Source organism: Cloacibacillus sp. (genome assembly GCA_036655895.1).
GTDB lineage: Bacteria > Synergistota > Synergistia > Synergistales > Synergistaceae > JAVVPF01.
In genome coordinates this window covers 49860-65000 of sequence record JAVVPF010000002.1, presented here as the reverse complement: position 1 = coordinate 65000, position 15141 = coordinate 49860, and the positions used below count along the sequence as shown (strand labels likewise).

Here is a 15141-nt window from a genome sequence, read left to right as displayed (position 1 = left end):
CAATAGAGATGAAAAATTATGTAGCGCCAGGCTATAACATCAAGGCAACGCTGGCTACCGCCGTTTCTTCCGGCGACGGTGTTGTCATCGGCGACCTCTTCGCGGTAGCGGTGAACAATTACGCGGCGAACACGGAAGGCATTTTTGCGTTGAAAGGCATTTTTGCTCTGCCAAAGAAGACCGGAGATACTTTCTCCGCTGGGTGTAAGGTCTATTGGGACACGACCAACGGCTATGTGACCACCACCTCAACAAGCAACACACACGCCGGATGGTACGTGGACGCGGATGGCGATAAGGCGCAGGTTCGCCTGCGGCTCTAATGGAGTTTTCAGCATTGGCCAATAATATGCTCAATACCTGTCTGAGAACGCTTGGCGTGGACGCCGTTTATATCAGATGGCATGAACGAAAGGCGGTACGGGGCATATTCGACGCGAATTACACAGAAGTAGATCCTCAGACGGGGTTGCCGGTGATGTCGGTCGGCCCCGTCTTTGACATGAATCGGTGCGACATCCCCGGAAACGGGTGGCAGGAGGGCGACCGAATGGAAATAGAGGGCGTGTTGTATGAGATCATCGAGGAACGTCCAGATAGCGAGCACGGCGTCAGTATGATGCTCCAGCGAGTGAACAGACAATGACCCGCCGGGCGGAGATTCGCCGCAGAGTGGCGGACATTCTCCTGCACTGTGACAGCCTTGAACCTGTAAATGGCTATCCCACGGCCGCTGAGGAGCGAGTCTATCCTAGCCGCAGACGCAAGCTCAATCACTCTCAACTGCCTTGTCTGCTTGTCTATACGAACAGCGAGAGCTGCGAGATATTTAACGAGTCGCCGCGGTCGTATAAAAAGACCCTCTCGCTGGTGATAGGCGTAGTTGCGGAGGATAACGAAGCGCTTGACGACCTGCTTGATAAAATATGCAGCCAGGTCGAGCAGGTGTTTAACGAGCACATATATCTCGGCGCCAGCTACGATGAACTTGTTGAAGAGTGTCATCTCCTAAAAACGGAGCTCGGATTTTCGGTAGACTGCGATGTACAGACTGGCGGCGCGGCGATGACCTTTGAGGTGATCTATTATGAGGACGCTGTGAACAGCGGTCAGATTAAATCTAATCGGCTTGTGCCGTTCAAGCACATTGACCTTGATACAAAGCCGATGGGTTCTTTAGCGGATACCCCGACCGAAAAAGATCACATAGACCTTGCATGGGAGAAGATAGGAGGTTTCATATAAATGCGAGAGACGATATTTATAATGCCGCGTGCAGGCCTTCAGGTGCGCGACCCGAACAACGCCGGCGCGGTCATACCCGCGGAGGGCGCTGCTGTTGAACGATCATCGTATTGGATACGCAGAAGGATGTGCGGCGACGTTACCATCAAAATAGCAGAACCTGATAAAAAGACAAATTCAAAGAAGGAGGCATAAACCTTGGCTATTTCATTCAACAGTATACCAACAACGCTGCGAGTGCCATGGTGCTATATCGAATTTGATAACTCCAAGGCTCTGAAGGGCGACACAGACCAGCCATATACAGTGCTTCTTGTGGGCCAAAAGCTGACGGCGGGAACGGCTCCATGTAACAAGCCTGTGCTGGTCACTTCAGAAGCTCAGGCAAAAACGCTTTTTGGCGCCGGCTCGATGCTCTCCATGATCGTCAATTCCTTCCGCAAGACAGACAGTTTTACTGAGACCTGGGCGTTGCCTCTGGAGGATGATGCCGCGGCTGTCGCTGCTTCAGGCGGGATTACTTTTACAGGCACGTGTACCGCGCCTGGAACGCTTGCCCTGTATGTGAGCGGCATACGTTTAACTGTAGGCGTCAAGGCAAACGACGCGGCTGCGGCAGTCGCTACTGCCGTTACGACCGCTATAAACGCTAAGACGGAGCTGCCTCTTACTGCGGCGGTTGACAGCACGACACCGGGTAAAGTCAATTTAACATGTAAATGGAAAGGGCTTACCGGAAACGATATAGATGTCCGCGGCAATTATTATTCGGACGATGTCTACCCCGCGGGGGTGACGGTAGCTATAACGGCGCTTTCTGGCGGCACAGCAAATCCTGACGTGACCGATGGGCTTGCGGCGATAGGCGACGATGTGCATTACAACATTATCGTGTTCCCTTATTCAGACAGCGCAAATCTAAAAATTCTTGATGAGGAGCTTGACGACCGCTGGGGACCGCTTCGCCAACTTGAAGGCATCGCCTTCACGGGAAGGCGCGGCACGGTATCAGAACTGGGAACCTTCGGCAATGCAAACAATACACAGAATCTTTGCATAATCCATGCGGCAGGAGTACCGAATGCGCCGTTTGAGATGGCGTCGGCCGCCGCGGGGCTGGCCAGTTACTACGGCAATATTGACCCTGCGCGCCCGTTCCAGACGCTTGAACTTACGGGCATCATGGCGCCTGTGCTGGAAGAACGCTTCACGCTGCAGGAAAGAAACATTTTACTCTATGACGGCATAAGTACATGGAAGACTGACGCCTCAGCCGCCATTCGTGCGGAGCGCTTCATTACCACTTATAAAAAATCTCCGGCTGGCGCCGACGACCGCAGTTACCTGGACGTCAATACTCCGCTTACGCTGGGTCGCCTGCGTTACAGCCTCAGAAACTTTCTCCTGCTGCGCTATCCGCGCCACAAGCTGGCGAGCGGAGATATAACACAGTTTGGCGCAGGACAGGCGATAGCCACGCCAGACAGCGTGAAAGGCGATATTATCGGGTGGTATCAGCGTCAGGTCACGAAGGGCATAGCGGAAGATATCGACACATTTAAGAAGGGACTCATCGTTGAACGCAACGCAAACGACGAGTGCCGCCTTGACATTCTGCTTACACCAGATGTAGTGAATCAGCTGCGCGTGCTTGCGGCGCAGATGCAGTTCATTCTTTAGGGAGAGGAGTGCTTATAGATGGGCAAGATAGCAGGTACTATCCATCTCACAGTGGATGGTGAAACGCAGAACTGCGAAGGAGAATTTGAATATAACCTTGGAACTCCGAAGCGCGAGGCGCTTGTAGGCTCTGATCGTTATCACGGCTACAAAGAGGAGCCGCAGGCGGCTTTTGTGAAGGGCAATCTCCGGCGAACGAAAGGCTTTGATATAAAGGCCTTTCAGGAGAAAGAGGGCGTGGACCTACAGCTCAAAGTAGCCACAGGGGAGACTTTTGTTTTCGCGGACGGCTTCGTCGCCGGCGAGGGCACAAATAACACTGGCACTGCGCTCTTTGCATTTGAGTTCTATGCCGAGAAAGGCGTGCTTGTCTAATGCAGGAACAGAAAATCGTACTCACCGAGCCGGTGACAGTCGGTGGAAAGACGGTAACGGAGCTTACTGTGCATAAGCCAAAGGCTAAGCATTTACGAGGTCTCCGGTTCATGATTTCAGACGGAGGGCTAAATATCGAAAGCGATACGATAATCGACCTAGCCGTAAAACTGACAGGCGAACTGCCCGCAGTAATAGACGAACTTGGACTTGAGGACATTACCGCGTTAGGAGCCGCGGTAATGGGTTTTTTGCCCGGTGGAATGCTTACGGCTGGGAAACCGCAGTAGGCAACATCGCTTTTCACCTCCATTTCCCGGCTGGCGACATCTGGGAAATGGAACTTGATGAAGTAGTTTTCTGGAATGAAAGAATAGAAGAGCAGGTAAATGCAATGGAAAGGGGCGTTTGAGGTGGCAGGAAAAGAGTTTGCTCTAAGCGTTGTTATCAAGGCGATAGATAAGGCTACGGCGCCCCTTCAAAATCTATCAAAAAAAGTAAGCACGTATACTGCGCCGTTTAAGAAATTTAACAACGAATTGAGATTGCGTTTTGATGAACTTGGAGGCTCAAAAGTACAAAACGCTTTTTCAAATTGCGGCAAAGGTATTGATAACTTAGTATCAAAAACTGCCAAATTAGTAGGAGCTATCGCGGCCGTCAACGGCGTTGTTGGCGGCGCGGTCGCAAGTATATATAAAATTACTCGAGCCGCTTCGGACTATGGTGACGAAGCATGGAAGACATCACAAAAAATAGGAATGAATGTCGAAGCATGGCAGGAAATGCGCCATGCGGGAGAGATGTCGGGCGTTGAGGGTGACGCTCTCTCCAAGGGCATGATGAAGCTCAGTAAAAATATCGTAGAGGCAGGAACCGGCAATAAAACGCTAATAGCATGGTTCAAACGCGCAGGCGTGGCTTTTGTCGACGCAAAAGGTAAGGCGCGCAGCGTCGAAGACGTAATGGCGGATATGGCCGGGGTCTTCGGGAAACAAAAGGATGGAGCAAAGAAAACCGCTGTCGCTATGGCGCTTATGGGCAAAAGCGGAGCTGACCTTATTCCCATGCTGAATGCCGGCAAAGACGGCATGAAGGAAATGCGCAAAGAAGCGCGAGACCTGGGCATTGTAATGGATGAAAAAACGGCAAAAAGCGCCGAGGCCTTTAATGATAATGTAGACCGAATGGTGAAGGTAATCAAAGGACTTGTTTTCAATCTTGGTTCAGAGCTCATTCCAGTTATCAACGACATTGTTGTTGATATTAAGGCATGGGTCGAGGCAAATCGTGAACTGATAAAAAGCAAAATTAAAGAGTGGGTGGAAAATCTTAAAAAGTCCCTGCCCAAACTCAAGAAAATGTTTTTTGCGGTCATTGAGGAGATAAAAACTTTTATTTTCAAAACCTCCGACCTCATTGAAAAACTTGGCGGCATGGAGACAATATTCAAGGTAATAGCAGTAGTAATAGGCGGCGTATTTCTTGGGGCGCTATCATCGGCCATAATGTCAATCATTGCACTTGGCGTGGTTTTAACGACCACTCCAGCTGGATGGATATTGCTGGCAATAGCAGGTGCTGCATTTTTAGTTTATAAAGCATTTATTCATTGGGATAAAATCGGCCCTATGCTTTCAAAATTAATACGTGGACTCGTTTCATTACCAGCCACATTAATCTTAATAGCTTGGAAATTCATTCAATTTTTTGGTAATGGGTTTAAATTAGGCTGGAAAAGCATATTGCATTGGTTTCAAGTTGCCTGTGATTCTTTAATTTCGTTTTTCAAAGGTGTTAGTCTGTTTGATATTGGCGTTGCTATCTTTTTTTCACTGTGGAACGGACTGAAAAACATCTGGGCACTTGAAATAAAGGGACTCTCTGTTCTTTGGGAAGGGGTCGTTTCATTTTTTAAAGCCATCTCTTTGTATGACATAGGAGTAAAGATTTTCACGTCTTTGTGGGACGGGATGAAGTCTATCTTTAAAGGAATAACTTCCTGGGCATCAAGCCTTTCGTTCTCCTTCCGCAACGCTGGCGGAATGCCGCGCCCTGGCACGTTGCCGTCTATTGGACCAGCTGCACCAATGCTGCCACAGCATCCCAGAAGTCAGCCAATGGCGGGGCGAGCCGCTGCCGCAATGGGCGCACAGCAAAACAATCAAACATCAAAAGCCGCGGTGCAGGTAGAGTTTTCAAACCTGCCAAGGGGTACTACGATAACTACCAAAAAGGACAGAACGATGGATCTGGCTACGAAGGTGAAGATGGGGCCTGCTATGGCTACAAATTAAGTCAGAGCTTATATTTTACCCAGCCGCAAACAATAAGGACCGACGGAAGTGAATAGAAAAGGCCCAGACAAAGGCCGGCGGTAAGGTACAACCAAAGCGGCAATGCCGGCAGCAGCCCCCAAAATAAAGGAGCTACAAAGTTGAAAAGTTTGAAGGTCAGATAGCCGGCAAAAACACAGCCTCCAGTTGCAAGGAATCCGTATAGAGCGGCAAATGCCACCTGCATTCCAGTAATTGGTTCATCAAGAGAGTGAGAGTCGTCAACCTCAGAGACTGTTACTGTGTATTTTTTTGTCACGTTATCGCCTCCTGTCGCATCCTGATTGTACCACATTTAGAGGTTATTGGAGATGATGAAATGTCCTGGAAGGATAATCTTAGGGACGCCAGTTTTCGCGGCGTCTCATTTTTTGTGCCCTCGCACGAGCTGCAGGGCGGGCGCCGCCTTGTGACGCATGAGTACCCTCTGCGTGACGAGCCATATACGGAGGACTTGGGCTTAAAAGCAAGGCGGTACAGCGTCGAGGCATACGTAATCGGCGACGATTATATGGATCAACGCGACAGCCTCGTAAAGGCGCTGAATGAAAAAGGCGAAGGCGAGCTTGTACATCCGTATTTAGGTTCCCTTACCGTACAGTGCGAAGGTTATACGATGAACGAAAATGACAGCGAAGGCCGCATGGCACGGTTTTCGATGACTTTCGTGGAAAGCGGGGAAAACAAATACCCAGAGGCTTCAAAGGACAGGTCTGCGGCGGCTGAAAAGGCGGCCGATTCCCTTGACGATGCCGCAGCAGAAGATTTTGCGGATACATTCAGCGTGGATGGATGCCCGGAGTTTATTGCAGCGGATGCCTTTAGCTTGCTCTCTTCTTTTTTTAGCAACATCGGACTTGCTATTTCAGACGTAAAGGACATGCTGTCTCAGCCGCTCAAACTCGCAAAAAACGTACAAGGGTTGATTTCAACTTTCACGAATAATTCTTATTCTCGAGGCAATTCTTTTTCGACTGTAGCATCACAATGCGCCGTATGGGGCTCTTTTGGCGAATACAAAACGCCGCTGACCACATCACGCACTGAGAAGGCGGCGGTTACAAACAACAACGCTCTGGTTTCTCTAATCCGGCAGGCGGCAACGGCGGAAACGGCGCGTTGTGCCGTCAGCGGCGATGAAGAGGGCGATTACAAAACACGTCAGGATGCCGAAAAAGTGGCAGGTCAAATTACGGAATCATTGAATAATGAGATGGACCGCACAATGAACACCGCTCTTTATACCGCTCAAACTGCCCTGCGCGCGGCGGTGGTCGAGGCACTGCCGTCTGAGGAGCTGCCGGAGCTGATAAGTGTAACGTTACATCATCCTATATCCGTTCTTGTTCTGGCTTATGAGACGTACGAAGATGCGCTGCGTGCCGACGATATAGTTGCTCGTAATAATACCCCTCATCCCGGGTTTGTGAATGGGAAGATCAATATGGTGGCAGACTAATGGAAGACAAAATACAGCTTTATGTCAGCGGCCAGCTTTATGAGGGATGGAAGAGCGCACGAGTTGACCGCAGCGTTGAAGCTGTTTCTGGCTCGTTTGCACTGGATACAGGTGATAAGTGGAACATGAACAGAGACCCGCTTGTAATAAAACCAGGCTATAAATGTACCGTGAAAATAAACGGAACGCCTGTGATTACTGGTTGGGTGGACAGCTCATCGCGAAGCGCAGATGGAACATCACATTCGGTGTCGATTGCGGGCCGGGATGTTACTTGTGACCTTGTTGACTGTTCCGCCGTGGTAACGGCGTTTGAACTTCATAACATCTCTCTTGCGGCGCTTGCGGTGATGCTTTGCAAACCATTTGGGATAAAGGTGCAAGATAGGGCGGGAGACAACGAGCTATTTGCGACAGTCGCCATACAGCCAGGCGAAAGTGTTTGGGATTGCCTAGACCGGCAGGCACGACAGAGGGATGTCAGCCTTATCACTGATGGACAAGGCTCGCTTATTTTATGCAATCTTGGTTCTCGTAGTACCGTGGATAAATTAATTTTTGGGAACAACCTTAAGAGCGCTTCGGTGAATTTAGACCATACAGAACTATTCAGTTCTTACACCATTAAAGCGCAGATGCCATCAACCGGAGACAAGAGCGACGGTTGGAACGAAGCCAAAAATATCGTTGAGGGCAAGGCGACTGATGTCAACGTCAAGCGCTACCGACCTCTTATCATAACCTGCGAAGCGCAAAGTTACGATAAATCGGCGGCATTACGCGCAGATCGTGAAAAACGACGTCGCATAGGCGAAGCCGTAGAAATAACGGCACAAGTCGTAGGCTGGACACAATCAGACGGTTCTTTATGGCCGCTGGGCGGCATAGTAACGATAGAGGCGCCAGCGCTTGGTTTTAGCAGCTCAAAATTTATTATCGCCGCCATTTCCAATGTAATTGATGATAATGGCATAACCACAACCCTGACGCTCAAGCACCCAGACGCTTTTATCTCTGACGAGAAAAAAAAGAAAGATAAAAAGAAAAAGACGGAAGAGAATTACGGCCAATATTGGGGGGATTGATGTGAACGACACAATTAATGTCATAAAGAAACTGACACGGCCTGTAGCGCAAAAGGCGGCGCTTGCCTCGGCTCGGTGCATCATAAAGCTTGTAAACGATTCCGTGCCTCTCCAATCTGTACAAATAGATGCGCTGGCCGGAGAAACACGCTCAGATGTAGAGAGAGTTCAGGAGTATGGCTTTACCTCTATGCCGCAGGCCGACTGTCGAGGCATCGCAATATTTATTGGAGGTGACAGAAGCAGCGGCGTAGTGATTGCAACAGACGATACACGATATCGCAAAAAAGACCTGCTACCCGGCGAGGTCGCTATTTATACAGACGAGGGCGATTATATCCACTTCAAGCGCGGAAAGGAGATAGAGATCGTAACCGGCTGCAAGCTGATTGTGACTGCGCCGCAGACAGAAATAACGGGCGATATATCTATCCTCGGCAATGTAACTGTCTCCGGAGATGTAGTGGCATCAGGAAAATCTTTGGTAAATCATATTCATACCTGTCCCCACGGCGGCAATACTTCGGAGCCGAACTAAGGAGGTGCACCATGCTTGGCGGAGATATAAAAATAACGTGGAACGAGAGCGGGCTTTGCGGCGACTTATCTTTAGACGCGCCGCTCACCGATATTTCTACAGATGCTGGGTTAGAAACGGCTGTAATAATAAGCCTTTTTACCGATCGGCGTGCTGCTGGAGAAGAGCTGCCACAGAACGAGAGCAGTGGGCGCGGATGGTGGGGTGACAGCGTTACCGATGTGCAAAATGACAAAATAGGAAGTAAGCTTTGGCTGCTATTCCGCGAAAAACAGCTGACCAGTGTTGCGCTTAGAGCAAAGGAGTACGCGGAGGAGGCTCTCAAATGGCTTATCAAAGACAAAATAGTAAAGTCGATAAATGTTGTTGCTGAATGGCATGACGGCGGTTTACTTGCGCTATACGTAGATATTACACGCCCAGACGGCAACAACCTGAAACAAAGATATAACTTGAACTGGAAGGCGCAGGAGGTGCTTCGAAATGGCGTTTAATAGGCCGACTCTTCCTGAGCTGAAAGAACGCATACAGGTTGACTTAACAAGCCGCTTGGAACTTACAGGCGGTATCATGCGTCGTTCCGTAGTAGGCGTGCTTTCAACGGTGTTTGCTGGCTGTGCTCACCTCATGCATGGACATTTAGACTGGGCAAGCAAACAACTATTTGTTACAACGGCAGAGGGTTATTATCTAGAATTTATGCACGCTGGAGTTTACGGAATTCTTCGAAAACCGGCCGCTGCATCTTCGGGGATAGTCACTTTCACCGGTTCGTTGGGATCGATGGTCCCTTCTGGCAGCATTCTAAAAAGGGCTTCGGATGGCGCGTTGTTTGAGACTACTACAGACGGGCTTACCGCGGTAGGTGTTGTCTCTCAAAATACCGGCAGCGTCTATAACTGTGACAGTGGCGCTAAATTATCGCTTATATCCCCTGTCTCAGGAGTGAAGAACGACGCAATTGTATCCTCGGACGGACTTGTCGGCGGGGTGGATGCCGAAACAGATGATTCGCTTAGACAACGTGTACTCCAAGCTATTCAAAATCCAGCAATGGGCGGCGCAAGACACGATTATGTACGATGGGCCATGGAACATCCCGGTGTTACGCGAGCTTGGACGAAAGACAACTGGCTTGGGGTCGGCACGGTAGGGGTTACGTTTGTGCGCGATAACGATATTAGTTTTATTCCTGACGCTGGCGAGGTAACTTCCCTGCAAGCATATATCGACCTGAAACGACCGGTTACGGCGGATGTAACGGTTTTCGCACCTATTGCTAAAAACGTCGATTTCACTTTGACGATATCACCGTACACCGCGGCGGTACAAGCGGACGTATTAGATGAGCTTGCCGCGTTCTTTGTGCGTGAAGCAGAGCCGGGCAGAACCATTTATTTGTCGCGCGTAAGCGAGGCGATATCCTCCGCGCTCAATGAAGTGCATCATACCATTACAGCGCCATCTGCCGATGTGGCATGTACCGCAAACGAAATAGCAACTCTTGGAACGGTGACTTTTAGTGGATATTAAAGCGTTTCTAGAAATGATATGGGGGCTTTATCCGCAGGGGCTTGCTTGGAACAGAGAAAGCGGCGTACTGAACACATTTAATAATTCCTGCGCTTATGAGCTTGTAAATGTGGATGCAAGAAAGGAAGCCCTGCTGCGTGAAGCGGACCCGCGCAAAACGGAAGAGCTCATTTCTGACTGGGAAATAGACTACGGACTGCCTGATGAATGTACTCCGCTTGCGGCAACTCTAGAAGGTAGGCGCGGCGCGCTGCTTGCAAAGATACGCGCGCGAGGCGAAATGACTCCTGAATGGTATCTAAGACTGGCACAGGATCTTGGATATGATGTGGACCTCGAAGAATGGCGTCCTTTTGTCTGCGCTGCATCTCAATGCGGCAGCACTGATATGACAGGCAATGAAAACGTTCGTTATGTTTGGAGCTTCAGAATCTTCGGTACGAATCAAGAATACTTCGTGACTGGCACCAGCGCCTGTGGAGATCCGCTGGGAAGTTGGCGAGATGCCGCAGAGTTTATATGTAGGGTAAATAAATTAAGGCCTTCACACACGAAGGTCTTTTTCTTTTATGAGGAGGCAAGAGCATGAAATATGTCGTGCCGTTGAATGATTCGAGCTATGCAGGACGCAACGGAAGCTATGTTGACGCGAACCCGTCAACTGGAGTACCAGGGAGCACCGTGCCAGGCAAGGCAATTGAACATCCACAAAAGGAGATTGAGAACGCCATTAAAGCAGCAGGGCTTATTCCTTCTGAGGATGACCTGACGCAGCTTACACAGGTATTGAATACCCCGTGGCAGAAAGAGAACCTCGCCCCTACCCGCACAGGCGACTATACTATTACCCTTGCGGGTGACCAGACCGCGACATACCCCATCGGCAAGCGCCTACGCTTCAACGGAGATGATCAGTACCTCTGTCGAATATTTGGTGACCCAACATATGCAAATAGCGTAACGTCTGTCACTGTCTGGTTTGATGACCGCACAAAGATAATACCGGCCACGGTGACGAAGTTCGAGAGATCAAGACTTACCCCACAGGATACAGCCAACGGCGCGCACATGAGCGGCACGGACAGCGAGGAGACGATAAGCACTCTGCTCGCCTCCTACTGCTGCGGCGGGTACTGGACTAATTGATAAGGAGAGTGACAAAATGCCAAAACTGAGGACCCCCGACGGGGGGGAAATAATAACTATCGGCCCAGGCTTTATAGGACTGTTTGCGGCAGACACTGCACCGGAGGGCTGGCTTCCCATGAACGGGGCTGTGATATCACGCAGTACCTATTCCAAGCTCTTCGCGGCCATCGGTACGAAATACGGTGCGGGCGATGGCAGCACGTCGTTCGGACTGCCAAACACCGAGGATAGATTCCCGCGGTTCGCAGGCAACGGATTGATAGTTGGACAAATACAGGAGGATGCGATAAGGAATATATATGGTGATCTCAGTTTTCGCACTCTGGGCGATAGTGTTGTTGTATATGGTAAAAGTGGTGCATTTTATGATTACGAAGATCCGGCAGTTGCCACTACGGGACAAATGAGTGGCGCACACAAAATTCAAGGCGTCGGATTTAGTGCCAATCGTGTAGTCCCCACCGCCGCCGAAAATCGCCCCAAAGCCATAGCTTTCCTAGCCTGCATAAAATACTAACTATTAACCTAAAAACAAAAGGAGAGATCACACATGAGCAACTACAAAACAGCCTACAGCTACAACGCGGAAAACGGCGAATACCTCGGCGAAGCCAAAGCATGGGAGAGCCCGCTTGAGCCCGGAGTGTATCATTTGCCCGCAGGCGCCACCTACACCACGCCGCCCGCACATGGAGAGCACGAGGCCGCCCGGTGGAACACCATAACCGGAGCATGGGAGCTTGTACCAGATTACCGCGGCGAAATCTACTGGAATAAATCAACGCGGGAAAAAGTAGAGATAAAGGAACTTGGCATCACTCCAGCGCCGGAACTCACAGACATTGAGCCGACCGACCACGAAGCCGAGTGGAACGGCACAACGTGGGAAATCCCGCTTGCCGTGTGCCGCAAACGCAAGCTTAACGAGGTGAAGACAGCTTTCAACGCTTATGTGGCCGGCAGTATTACAACAACGCAGGGCTACAAGATGCAGTTCGGAGAGTCCGACAGCCTGAAGCTGGAGGGCAGTATCAAACTCATGGAGGCGCAGGGCATCGCGGTTGCCTATCTCACAGATGCGGGCGACGATACCCATTACGACATACCCCTTGCCACAATCAAGGCGGTGCAGCTGGAAATGCTTGCAGCATACGGAGCGGCCCACGCCAGAAAGCAGCAGCTGCGCGCGCAGGTCGAGGCGGCGGCGGACAAAGCGACGCTTGATACTATCGTTATTACATGGGAGGCAGAATAAAATGTGTGAAATGATAATGTTAAATATCAGTAAGCGTAATCGGGGGGAGAGGGGGCTGTAAGTAACACACCTACAGACCGTAAGCCCTACAACTCGTCGGAAGTGGCCTAGATGGCGGCCCCGACACTCAGGCTCCCGGGCACGACGGAGCCCATAATCATGAGCGGCAGAGTAGGCGATATCATAATCCGCATTACGGATACGCCGCCCCCGCACACGCTCGAACTCAACGGCGCCATCATCAGCCGCAGTACCTATTCCAAGCTCTTCGCGGCCATCGGTATAAGACACGGCGCCGGCGATGGCAGCACAACCTTCGCGTTGCCGGATTTGCGGGGCGAGTTTATACGCGGGTGGGACCACGGGCGCGGAGTTGATATTGGACGTACACTGTGTAGCATACAGAGCGATGAGATTATGACACACAGCCATGTTATAGCAAACTTCTCCCCTCAAGGCTTACCGGCTACAGTAGGGAGCGAATATTATTGGAGAAACGGCGGTGTGTCGAGTTATAGAACATCGAATGCCGGAGGAGCGGAGACCCGCCCCCGAAACGTCGCGGCGATGTTCTGTATCGTGTACGAATAAAAGCGTATATACTTGCCGTTACTGCTCGCATCTGGCGGCAACATAACTTTCTCAATCCAACTCTGATACGGTCTGGCTATGTAGCCCAGAACGTATTTTGTTGTAAGGAGGCTGTAATTTTGATAAAACCATTTAAAAGCGACGGGTGAAGCGGCGGCATGTCTATCGTCTGGCAGACGATTACAGGCCTGCATCGAACACGACCACGCTTATTGGCGTGGCGGGACAAGACTCCAGCGCAAAAAAGCAGACAGGCGACTTCGTGCCGAGGTTGCCGCTACAGGATACCCTATATGGGCATGGCTCATGTACCTTGCCGTACGCATAGGAGGCAGCCCCTATCTGCCGTTTACATGGCGCTGGGGCTATGGCTGGAAATACCCTCATAGATAACACAGGAGGCGAGGTAACCGCACATGGACATATCTACCGCCGTAAGCATGTTGGGACTGGCGTGCACCATCATCTGTCTCGCCTGCTCCGGCATGAGGCTTATCGTAATAGCGCCGCTACAGCGGAGCATCGACCGCCTTGAAAACACAATCTCAAAAATGGACGAAAAAATAGACGGACAGACGGAGCGCATCGCGCGCGTTGAAGAATCTGCGAAATCAGCCCATAAACGCATCGACGGACTGGAAAACAAACTATAGGAGGAAATGAACATGTTTGACATTAAAAACTGGCTGGCAAGCCTCGCAACAGGAATGGTATCATCGCTAAAAGTCTGGGTAGTCCAGCAGATATTAGAGGCAGAGCAGACAATCCCCGGCGCAACCGGCACAGACAAAAGAGCCTACGTCGTACAGCGCCTTGATGACATGGTAAAACTGCCGTGGTACATCGAGCCATTCGACGGGCCGGCCTTCGGCGTCCTAGTTGACCTCGCCTGCGACAAACTCAATCTGCTCTGCGGGCATGACTGGGCAAGCGTAACCCTTACGCCTGAACAAATCACAAAAGTCGCCGCCGTTGTAGACGCGCCAAAAACAGACGCAGAACAGACAGTAGCAGCGGCAACAGCCATAAATGAGAGCGCAAGCATCGACGACCGCATTGAAGCCCTGTATAAAAAATACGGCATAAAATGAGCTGGGAAAAAGCGATAGCCTTCACGCTGAAATGGGAAGGCGGCTACACAAATCATCCCGCCGACAAGGGCGGCCCAACCAACAGAGGAATAACACAGGCAACACTCAACCACGCTCATAAATGCGGAATCGTACGCCATAACAACGTAAAAGCGCTCACCCGCGACGAAGCTTGTGCTATATATAAAGCCAACTACTGGCTGCCATACGATTGGGGCCGCTACGGTGAGCCTGTAGATATGATACTTTGTGACCTCACGGTCAACCATGGACTCGGCGGAACGGCGAAAATAGCACAGCGAGCCTGCGTATCCTGCGGCTCATCGGTAACAATAGACGGTAAATGGGGGCCAAAGACACGAGATGCACTCTACAGGCTCGCATGGCGCAACGGGCTCTACCTTGCAAAGATGCTGCTCATAAAGCGCCTCAATTACTACGACCGCATCGTTGAGGCAAACCCAGGGCAGAAAGTATTCCTATCCGGCTGGTGCAACCGAACCAAAGCACTGGCAAAAGCAGCCTGCATAAAAATGTAAGCGTAGCAAATAAGAGTTGAGCAAAGGGCGGGGCATCGATTCCGCCCTTCAATTTAATTTTTGGTAGCCAATCGGTAGCCACACAAAAGAAAAAAGACCTTCGGAAAATTCCGAAAGTCTTGTGTTTGCAATGGTGGGCGATATTGGGTTCGAACCAACGACTTCCACCGTGTGAAGGTGACACTCTACCGCTGAGTTAATCGCCCGTCTCAACGAGTAAGGATTATAAAGGATTTTTCGCGCGTTGACAATAGGACATTTGCAA

22 protein-coding genes and 1 tRNA gene are annotated in these 15141 nt (G+C 50.5%); 21 read left to right on the top strand and 2 right to left on the bottom strand.

Annotated elements, in window-relative coordinates:
• The first annotated feature begins 8 nt into the window (after positions 1–8).
• From RRY12_01335 to RRY12_01300, 8 genes are all read left to right on the top strand, one after another.
• A complete protein-coding gene (locus tag RRY12_01335) occupies positions 9–323 on the top strand; it encodes a DUF2190 family protein (protein MEG2183305.1) in 315 nt (104 codons plus the stop codon).
• 14 nt (positions 324–337) lie between these two features.
• On the top strand, positions 338–646 hold the full coding sequence (locus RRY12_01330) for a hypothetical protein (protein MEG2183304.1): 309 nt from the start codon (positions 338–340) through the stop codon (positions 644–646).
• A 26-nt stretch (positions 647–672) separates the two neighbouring features.
• A complete protein-coding gene (locus RRY12_01325) occupies positions 673–1245 on the top strand; it encodes a hypothetical protein (protein ID MEG2183303.1) in 573 nt (190 codons plus the stop codon).
• Complete coding sequence (locus RRY12_01320) at positions 1246–1440, top strand: DUF2635 domain-containing protein (GenBank protein MEG2183302.1); 195 nt, start codon at positions 1246–1248, stop codon at positions 1438–1440.
• Between the two features lie 3 nt (positions 1441–1443).
• Complete coding sequence (locus tag RRY12_01315) at positions 1444–2925, top strand: phage tail sheath subtilisin-like domain-containing protein (GenBank protein MEG2183301.1); 1482 nt, start codon at positions 1444–1446, stop codon at positions 2923–2925.
• Positions 2926–2943: 18 nt separating this feature from the next.
• The gene (locus tag RRY12_01310; protein ID MEG2183300.1) at positions 2944–3300 is read left to right on the top strand and encodes a phage tail tube protein; all 357 of its coding nucleotides are present in this window, start codon (positions 2944–2946) and stop codon (positions 3298–3300) included.
• Positions 3300–3590, top strand: coding sequence for a phage tail assembly protein (locus RRY12_01305; protein ID MEG2183299.1), 291 nt, complete (start codon positions 3300–3302; stop codon positions 3588–3590). Before RRY12_01310 ends, RRY12_01305 begins: the two co-directional genes overlap by 1 nt.
• A 99-nt stretch (positions 3591–3689) precedes the next feature.
• Positions 3690–5597 (top strand): hypothetical protein, encoded by a 1908-nt coding sequence (locus tag RRY12_01300; GenBank protein MEG2183298.1) that lies wholly within the window; start codon positions 3690–3692, stop codon positions 5595–5597.
• A 1-nt stretch (position 5598) separates the two neighbouring features.
• On the opposite strand, the gene RRY12_01295 is transcribed toward RRY12_01300, so the two are convergent.
• Positions 5599–5895, bottom strand: a complete 297-nt coding sequence (locus RRY12_01295) for a hypothetical protein (protein MEG2183297.1) — start codon at positions 5893–5895, stop codon at positions 5599–5601.
• Positions 5896–5955: 60 nt separating this feature from the next.
• Here RRY12_01295 and RRY12_01290 point away from each other — a divergent pair, with 60 nt between their 5' ends.
• From RRY12_01290 to RRY12_01230, 13 genes are all read left to right on the top strand, one after another.
• Positions 5956–7095 carry a DNA circularization N-terminal domain-containing protein gene (locus RRY12_01290; protein ID MEG2183296.1) on the top strand — a complete coding sequence of 380 codons (1140 nt, stop codon included), beginning with the start codon at positions 5956–5958 and terminating at the stop codon, positions 7093–7095.
• Complete coding sequence (locus tag RRY12_01285) at positions 7095–8180, top strand: hypothetical protein (protein ID MEG2183295.1); 1086 nt, start codon at positions 7095–7097, stop codon at positions 8178–8180. The genes RRY12_01290 and RRY12_01285 overlap by 1 nt, the downstream gene beginning before the upstream one ends.
• A 1-nt stretch (position 8181) precedes the next feature.
• Positions 8182–8718 carry a phage baseplate assembly protein gene (locus RRY12_01280; protein ID MEG2183294.1) on the top strand — a complete coding sequence of 179 codons (537 nt, stop codon included), beginning with the start codon at positions 8182–8184 and terminating at the stop codon, positions 8716–8718.
• Between the two features lie 11 nt (positions 8719–8729).
• Positions 8730–9212: a phage GP46 family protein gene (locus RRY12_01275; GenBank protein ID MEG2183293.1), complete on the top strand. Its 483-nt coding sequence runs from the start codon at positions 8730–8732 to the stop codon at positions 9210–9212.
• Entirely contained in the window at positions 9202–10251 is a 1050-nt protein-coding gene (locus tag RRY12_01270) for a baseplate J/gp47 family protein (GenBank protein ID MEG2183292.1), read from the top strand. Before RRY12_01275 ends, RRY12_01270 begins: the two co-directional genes overlap by 11 nt.
• Complete coding sequence (locus RRY12_01265) at positions 10241–10840, top strand: putative phage tail protein (GenBank protein ID MEG2183291.1); 600 nt, start codon at positions 10241–10243, stop codon at positions 10838–10840. The genes RRY12_01270 and RRY12_01265 overlap by 11 nt, the downstream gene beginning before the upstream one ends.
• Entirely contained in the window at positions 10837–11397 is a 561-nt protein-coding gene (locus tag RRY12_01260; GenBank protein MEG2183290.1) for a hypothetical protein, read from the top strand. Before RRY12_01265 ends, RRY12_01260 begins: the two co-directional genes overlap by 4 nt.
• Before the next feature lie 16 nt (positions 11398–11413).
• Positions 11414–11917 (top strand): phage tail protein, encoded by a 504-nt coding sequence (locus RRY12_01255; protein MEG2183289.1) that lies wholly within the window; start codon positions 11414–11416, stop codon positions 11915–11917.
• A 33-nt stretch (positions 11918–11950) separates the two neighbouring features.
• Positions 11951–12655, top strand: a complete 705-nt coding sequence (locus RRY12_01250) for a hypothetical protein (GenBank protein MEG2183288.1) — start codon at positions 11951–11953, stop codon at positions 12653–12655.
• Between the two features lie 159 nt (positions 12656–12814).
• Positions 12815–13246 (top strand): phage tail protein, encoded by a 432-nt coding sequence (locus RRY12_01245; GenBank protein ID MEG2183287.1) that lies wholly within the window; start codon positions 12815–12817, stop codon positions 13244–13246.
• A 416-nt stretch (positions 13247–13662) separates the two neighbouring features.
• Positions 13663–13899: a hypothetical protein gene (locus tag RRY12_01240; protein MEG2183286.1), complete on the top strand. Its 237-nt coding sequence runs from the start codon at positions 13663–13665 to the stop codon at positions 13897–13899.
• Positions 13900–13911: 12 nt separating this feature from the next.
• Positions 13912–14337, top strand: a complete 426-nt coding sequence (locus tag RRY12_01235) for a hypothetical protein (protein MEG2183285.1) — start codon at positions 13912–13914, stop codon at positions 14335–14337.
• Positions 14334–14876, top strand: coding sequence for a glycosyl hydrolase 108 family protein (locus RRY12_01230; protein ID MEG2183284.1), 543 nt, complete (start codon positions 14334–14336; stop codon positions 14874–14876). Before RRY12_01235 ends, RRY12_01230 begins: the two co-directional genes overlap by 4 nt.
• 131 nt (positions 14877–15007) lie before the next feature.
• Here the strand turns inward: RRY12_01230 and RRY12_01225 are convergent.
• A tRNA-Val gene (locus tag RRY12_01225) sits at positions 15008–15082 on the bottom strand.
• Positions 15083–15141: the final 59 nt, after the last annotated feature.

Bases quoted from the DNA above. Each gene is read 5' to 3' on its own strand.
- RRY12_01335 (MEG2183305.1), top strand. From the start codon at position 9: ATGAAAAATTATGTAGCGCCAGGCTATAACATCAAGGCAACGCTGGCT.
- RRY12_01260 (MEG2183290.1), top strand. From the start codon at position 10,837: ATGAAATATGTCGTGCCGTTGAATGATTCGAGCTATGCAGGACGCAAC.
- RRY12_01270 (MEG2183292.1), top strand. From the start codon at position 9,202: ATGGCGTTTAATAGGCCGACTCTTCCTGAGCTGAAAGAACGCATACAG.
- RRY12_01255 (MEG2183289.1), top strand. From the start codon at position 11,414: ATGCCAAAACTGAGGACCCCCGACGGGGGGGAAATAATAACTATCGGC.
- RRY12_01245 (MEG2183287.1), top strand. From the start codon at position 12,815: ATGAGCGGCAGAGTAGGCGATATCATAATCCGCATTACGGATACGCCG.
- RRY12_01290 (MEG2183296.1), top strand. From the start codon at position 5,956: ATGTCCTGGAAGGATAATCTTAGGGACGCCAGTTTTCGCGGCGTCTCA.
- RRY12_01310 (MEG2183300.1), top strand. From the start codon at position 2,944: ATGGGCAAGATAGCAGGTACTATCCATCTCACAGTGGATGGTGAAACG.
- RRY12_01240 (MEG2183286.1), top strand. From the start codon at position 13,663: ATGGACATATCTACCGCCGTAAGCATGTTGGGACTGGCGTGCACCATC.
- RRY12_01320 (MEG2183302.1), top strand. From the start codon at position 1,246: ATGCGAGAGACGATATTTATAATGCCGCGTGCAGGCCTTCAGGTGCGC.
- RRY12_01250 (MEG2183288.1), top strand. From the start codon at position 11,951: ATGAGCAACTACAAAACAGCCTACAGCTACAACGCGGAAAACGGCGAA.
- RRY12_01275 (MEG2183293.1), top strand. From the start codon at position 8,730: ATGCTTGGCGGAGATATAAAAATAACGTGGAACGAGAGCGGGCTTTGC.
- RRY12_01230 (MEG2183284.1), top strand. From the start codon at position 14,334: ATGAGCTGGGAAAAAGCGATAGCCTTCACGCTGAAATGGGAAGGCGGC.
- RRY12_01285 (MEG2183295.1), top strand. From the start codon at position 7,095: ATGGAAGACAAAATACAGCTTTATGTCAGCGGCCAGCTTTATGAGGGA.
- RRY12_01300 (MEG2183298.1), top strand. From the start codon at position 3,690: ATGCAATGGAAAGGGGCGTTTGAGGTGGCAGGAAAAGAGTTTGCTCTA.
- RRY12_01305 (MEG2183299.1), top strand. From the start codon at position 3,300: ATGCAGGAACAGAAAATCGTACTCACCGAGCCGGTGACAGTCGGTGGA.
- RRY12_01235 (MEG2183285.1), top strand. From the start codon at position 13,912: ATGTTTGACATTAAAAACTGGCTGGCAAGCCTCGCAACAGGAATGGTA.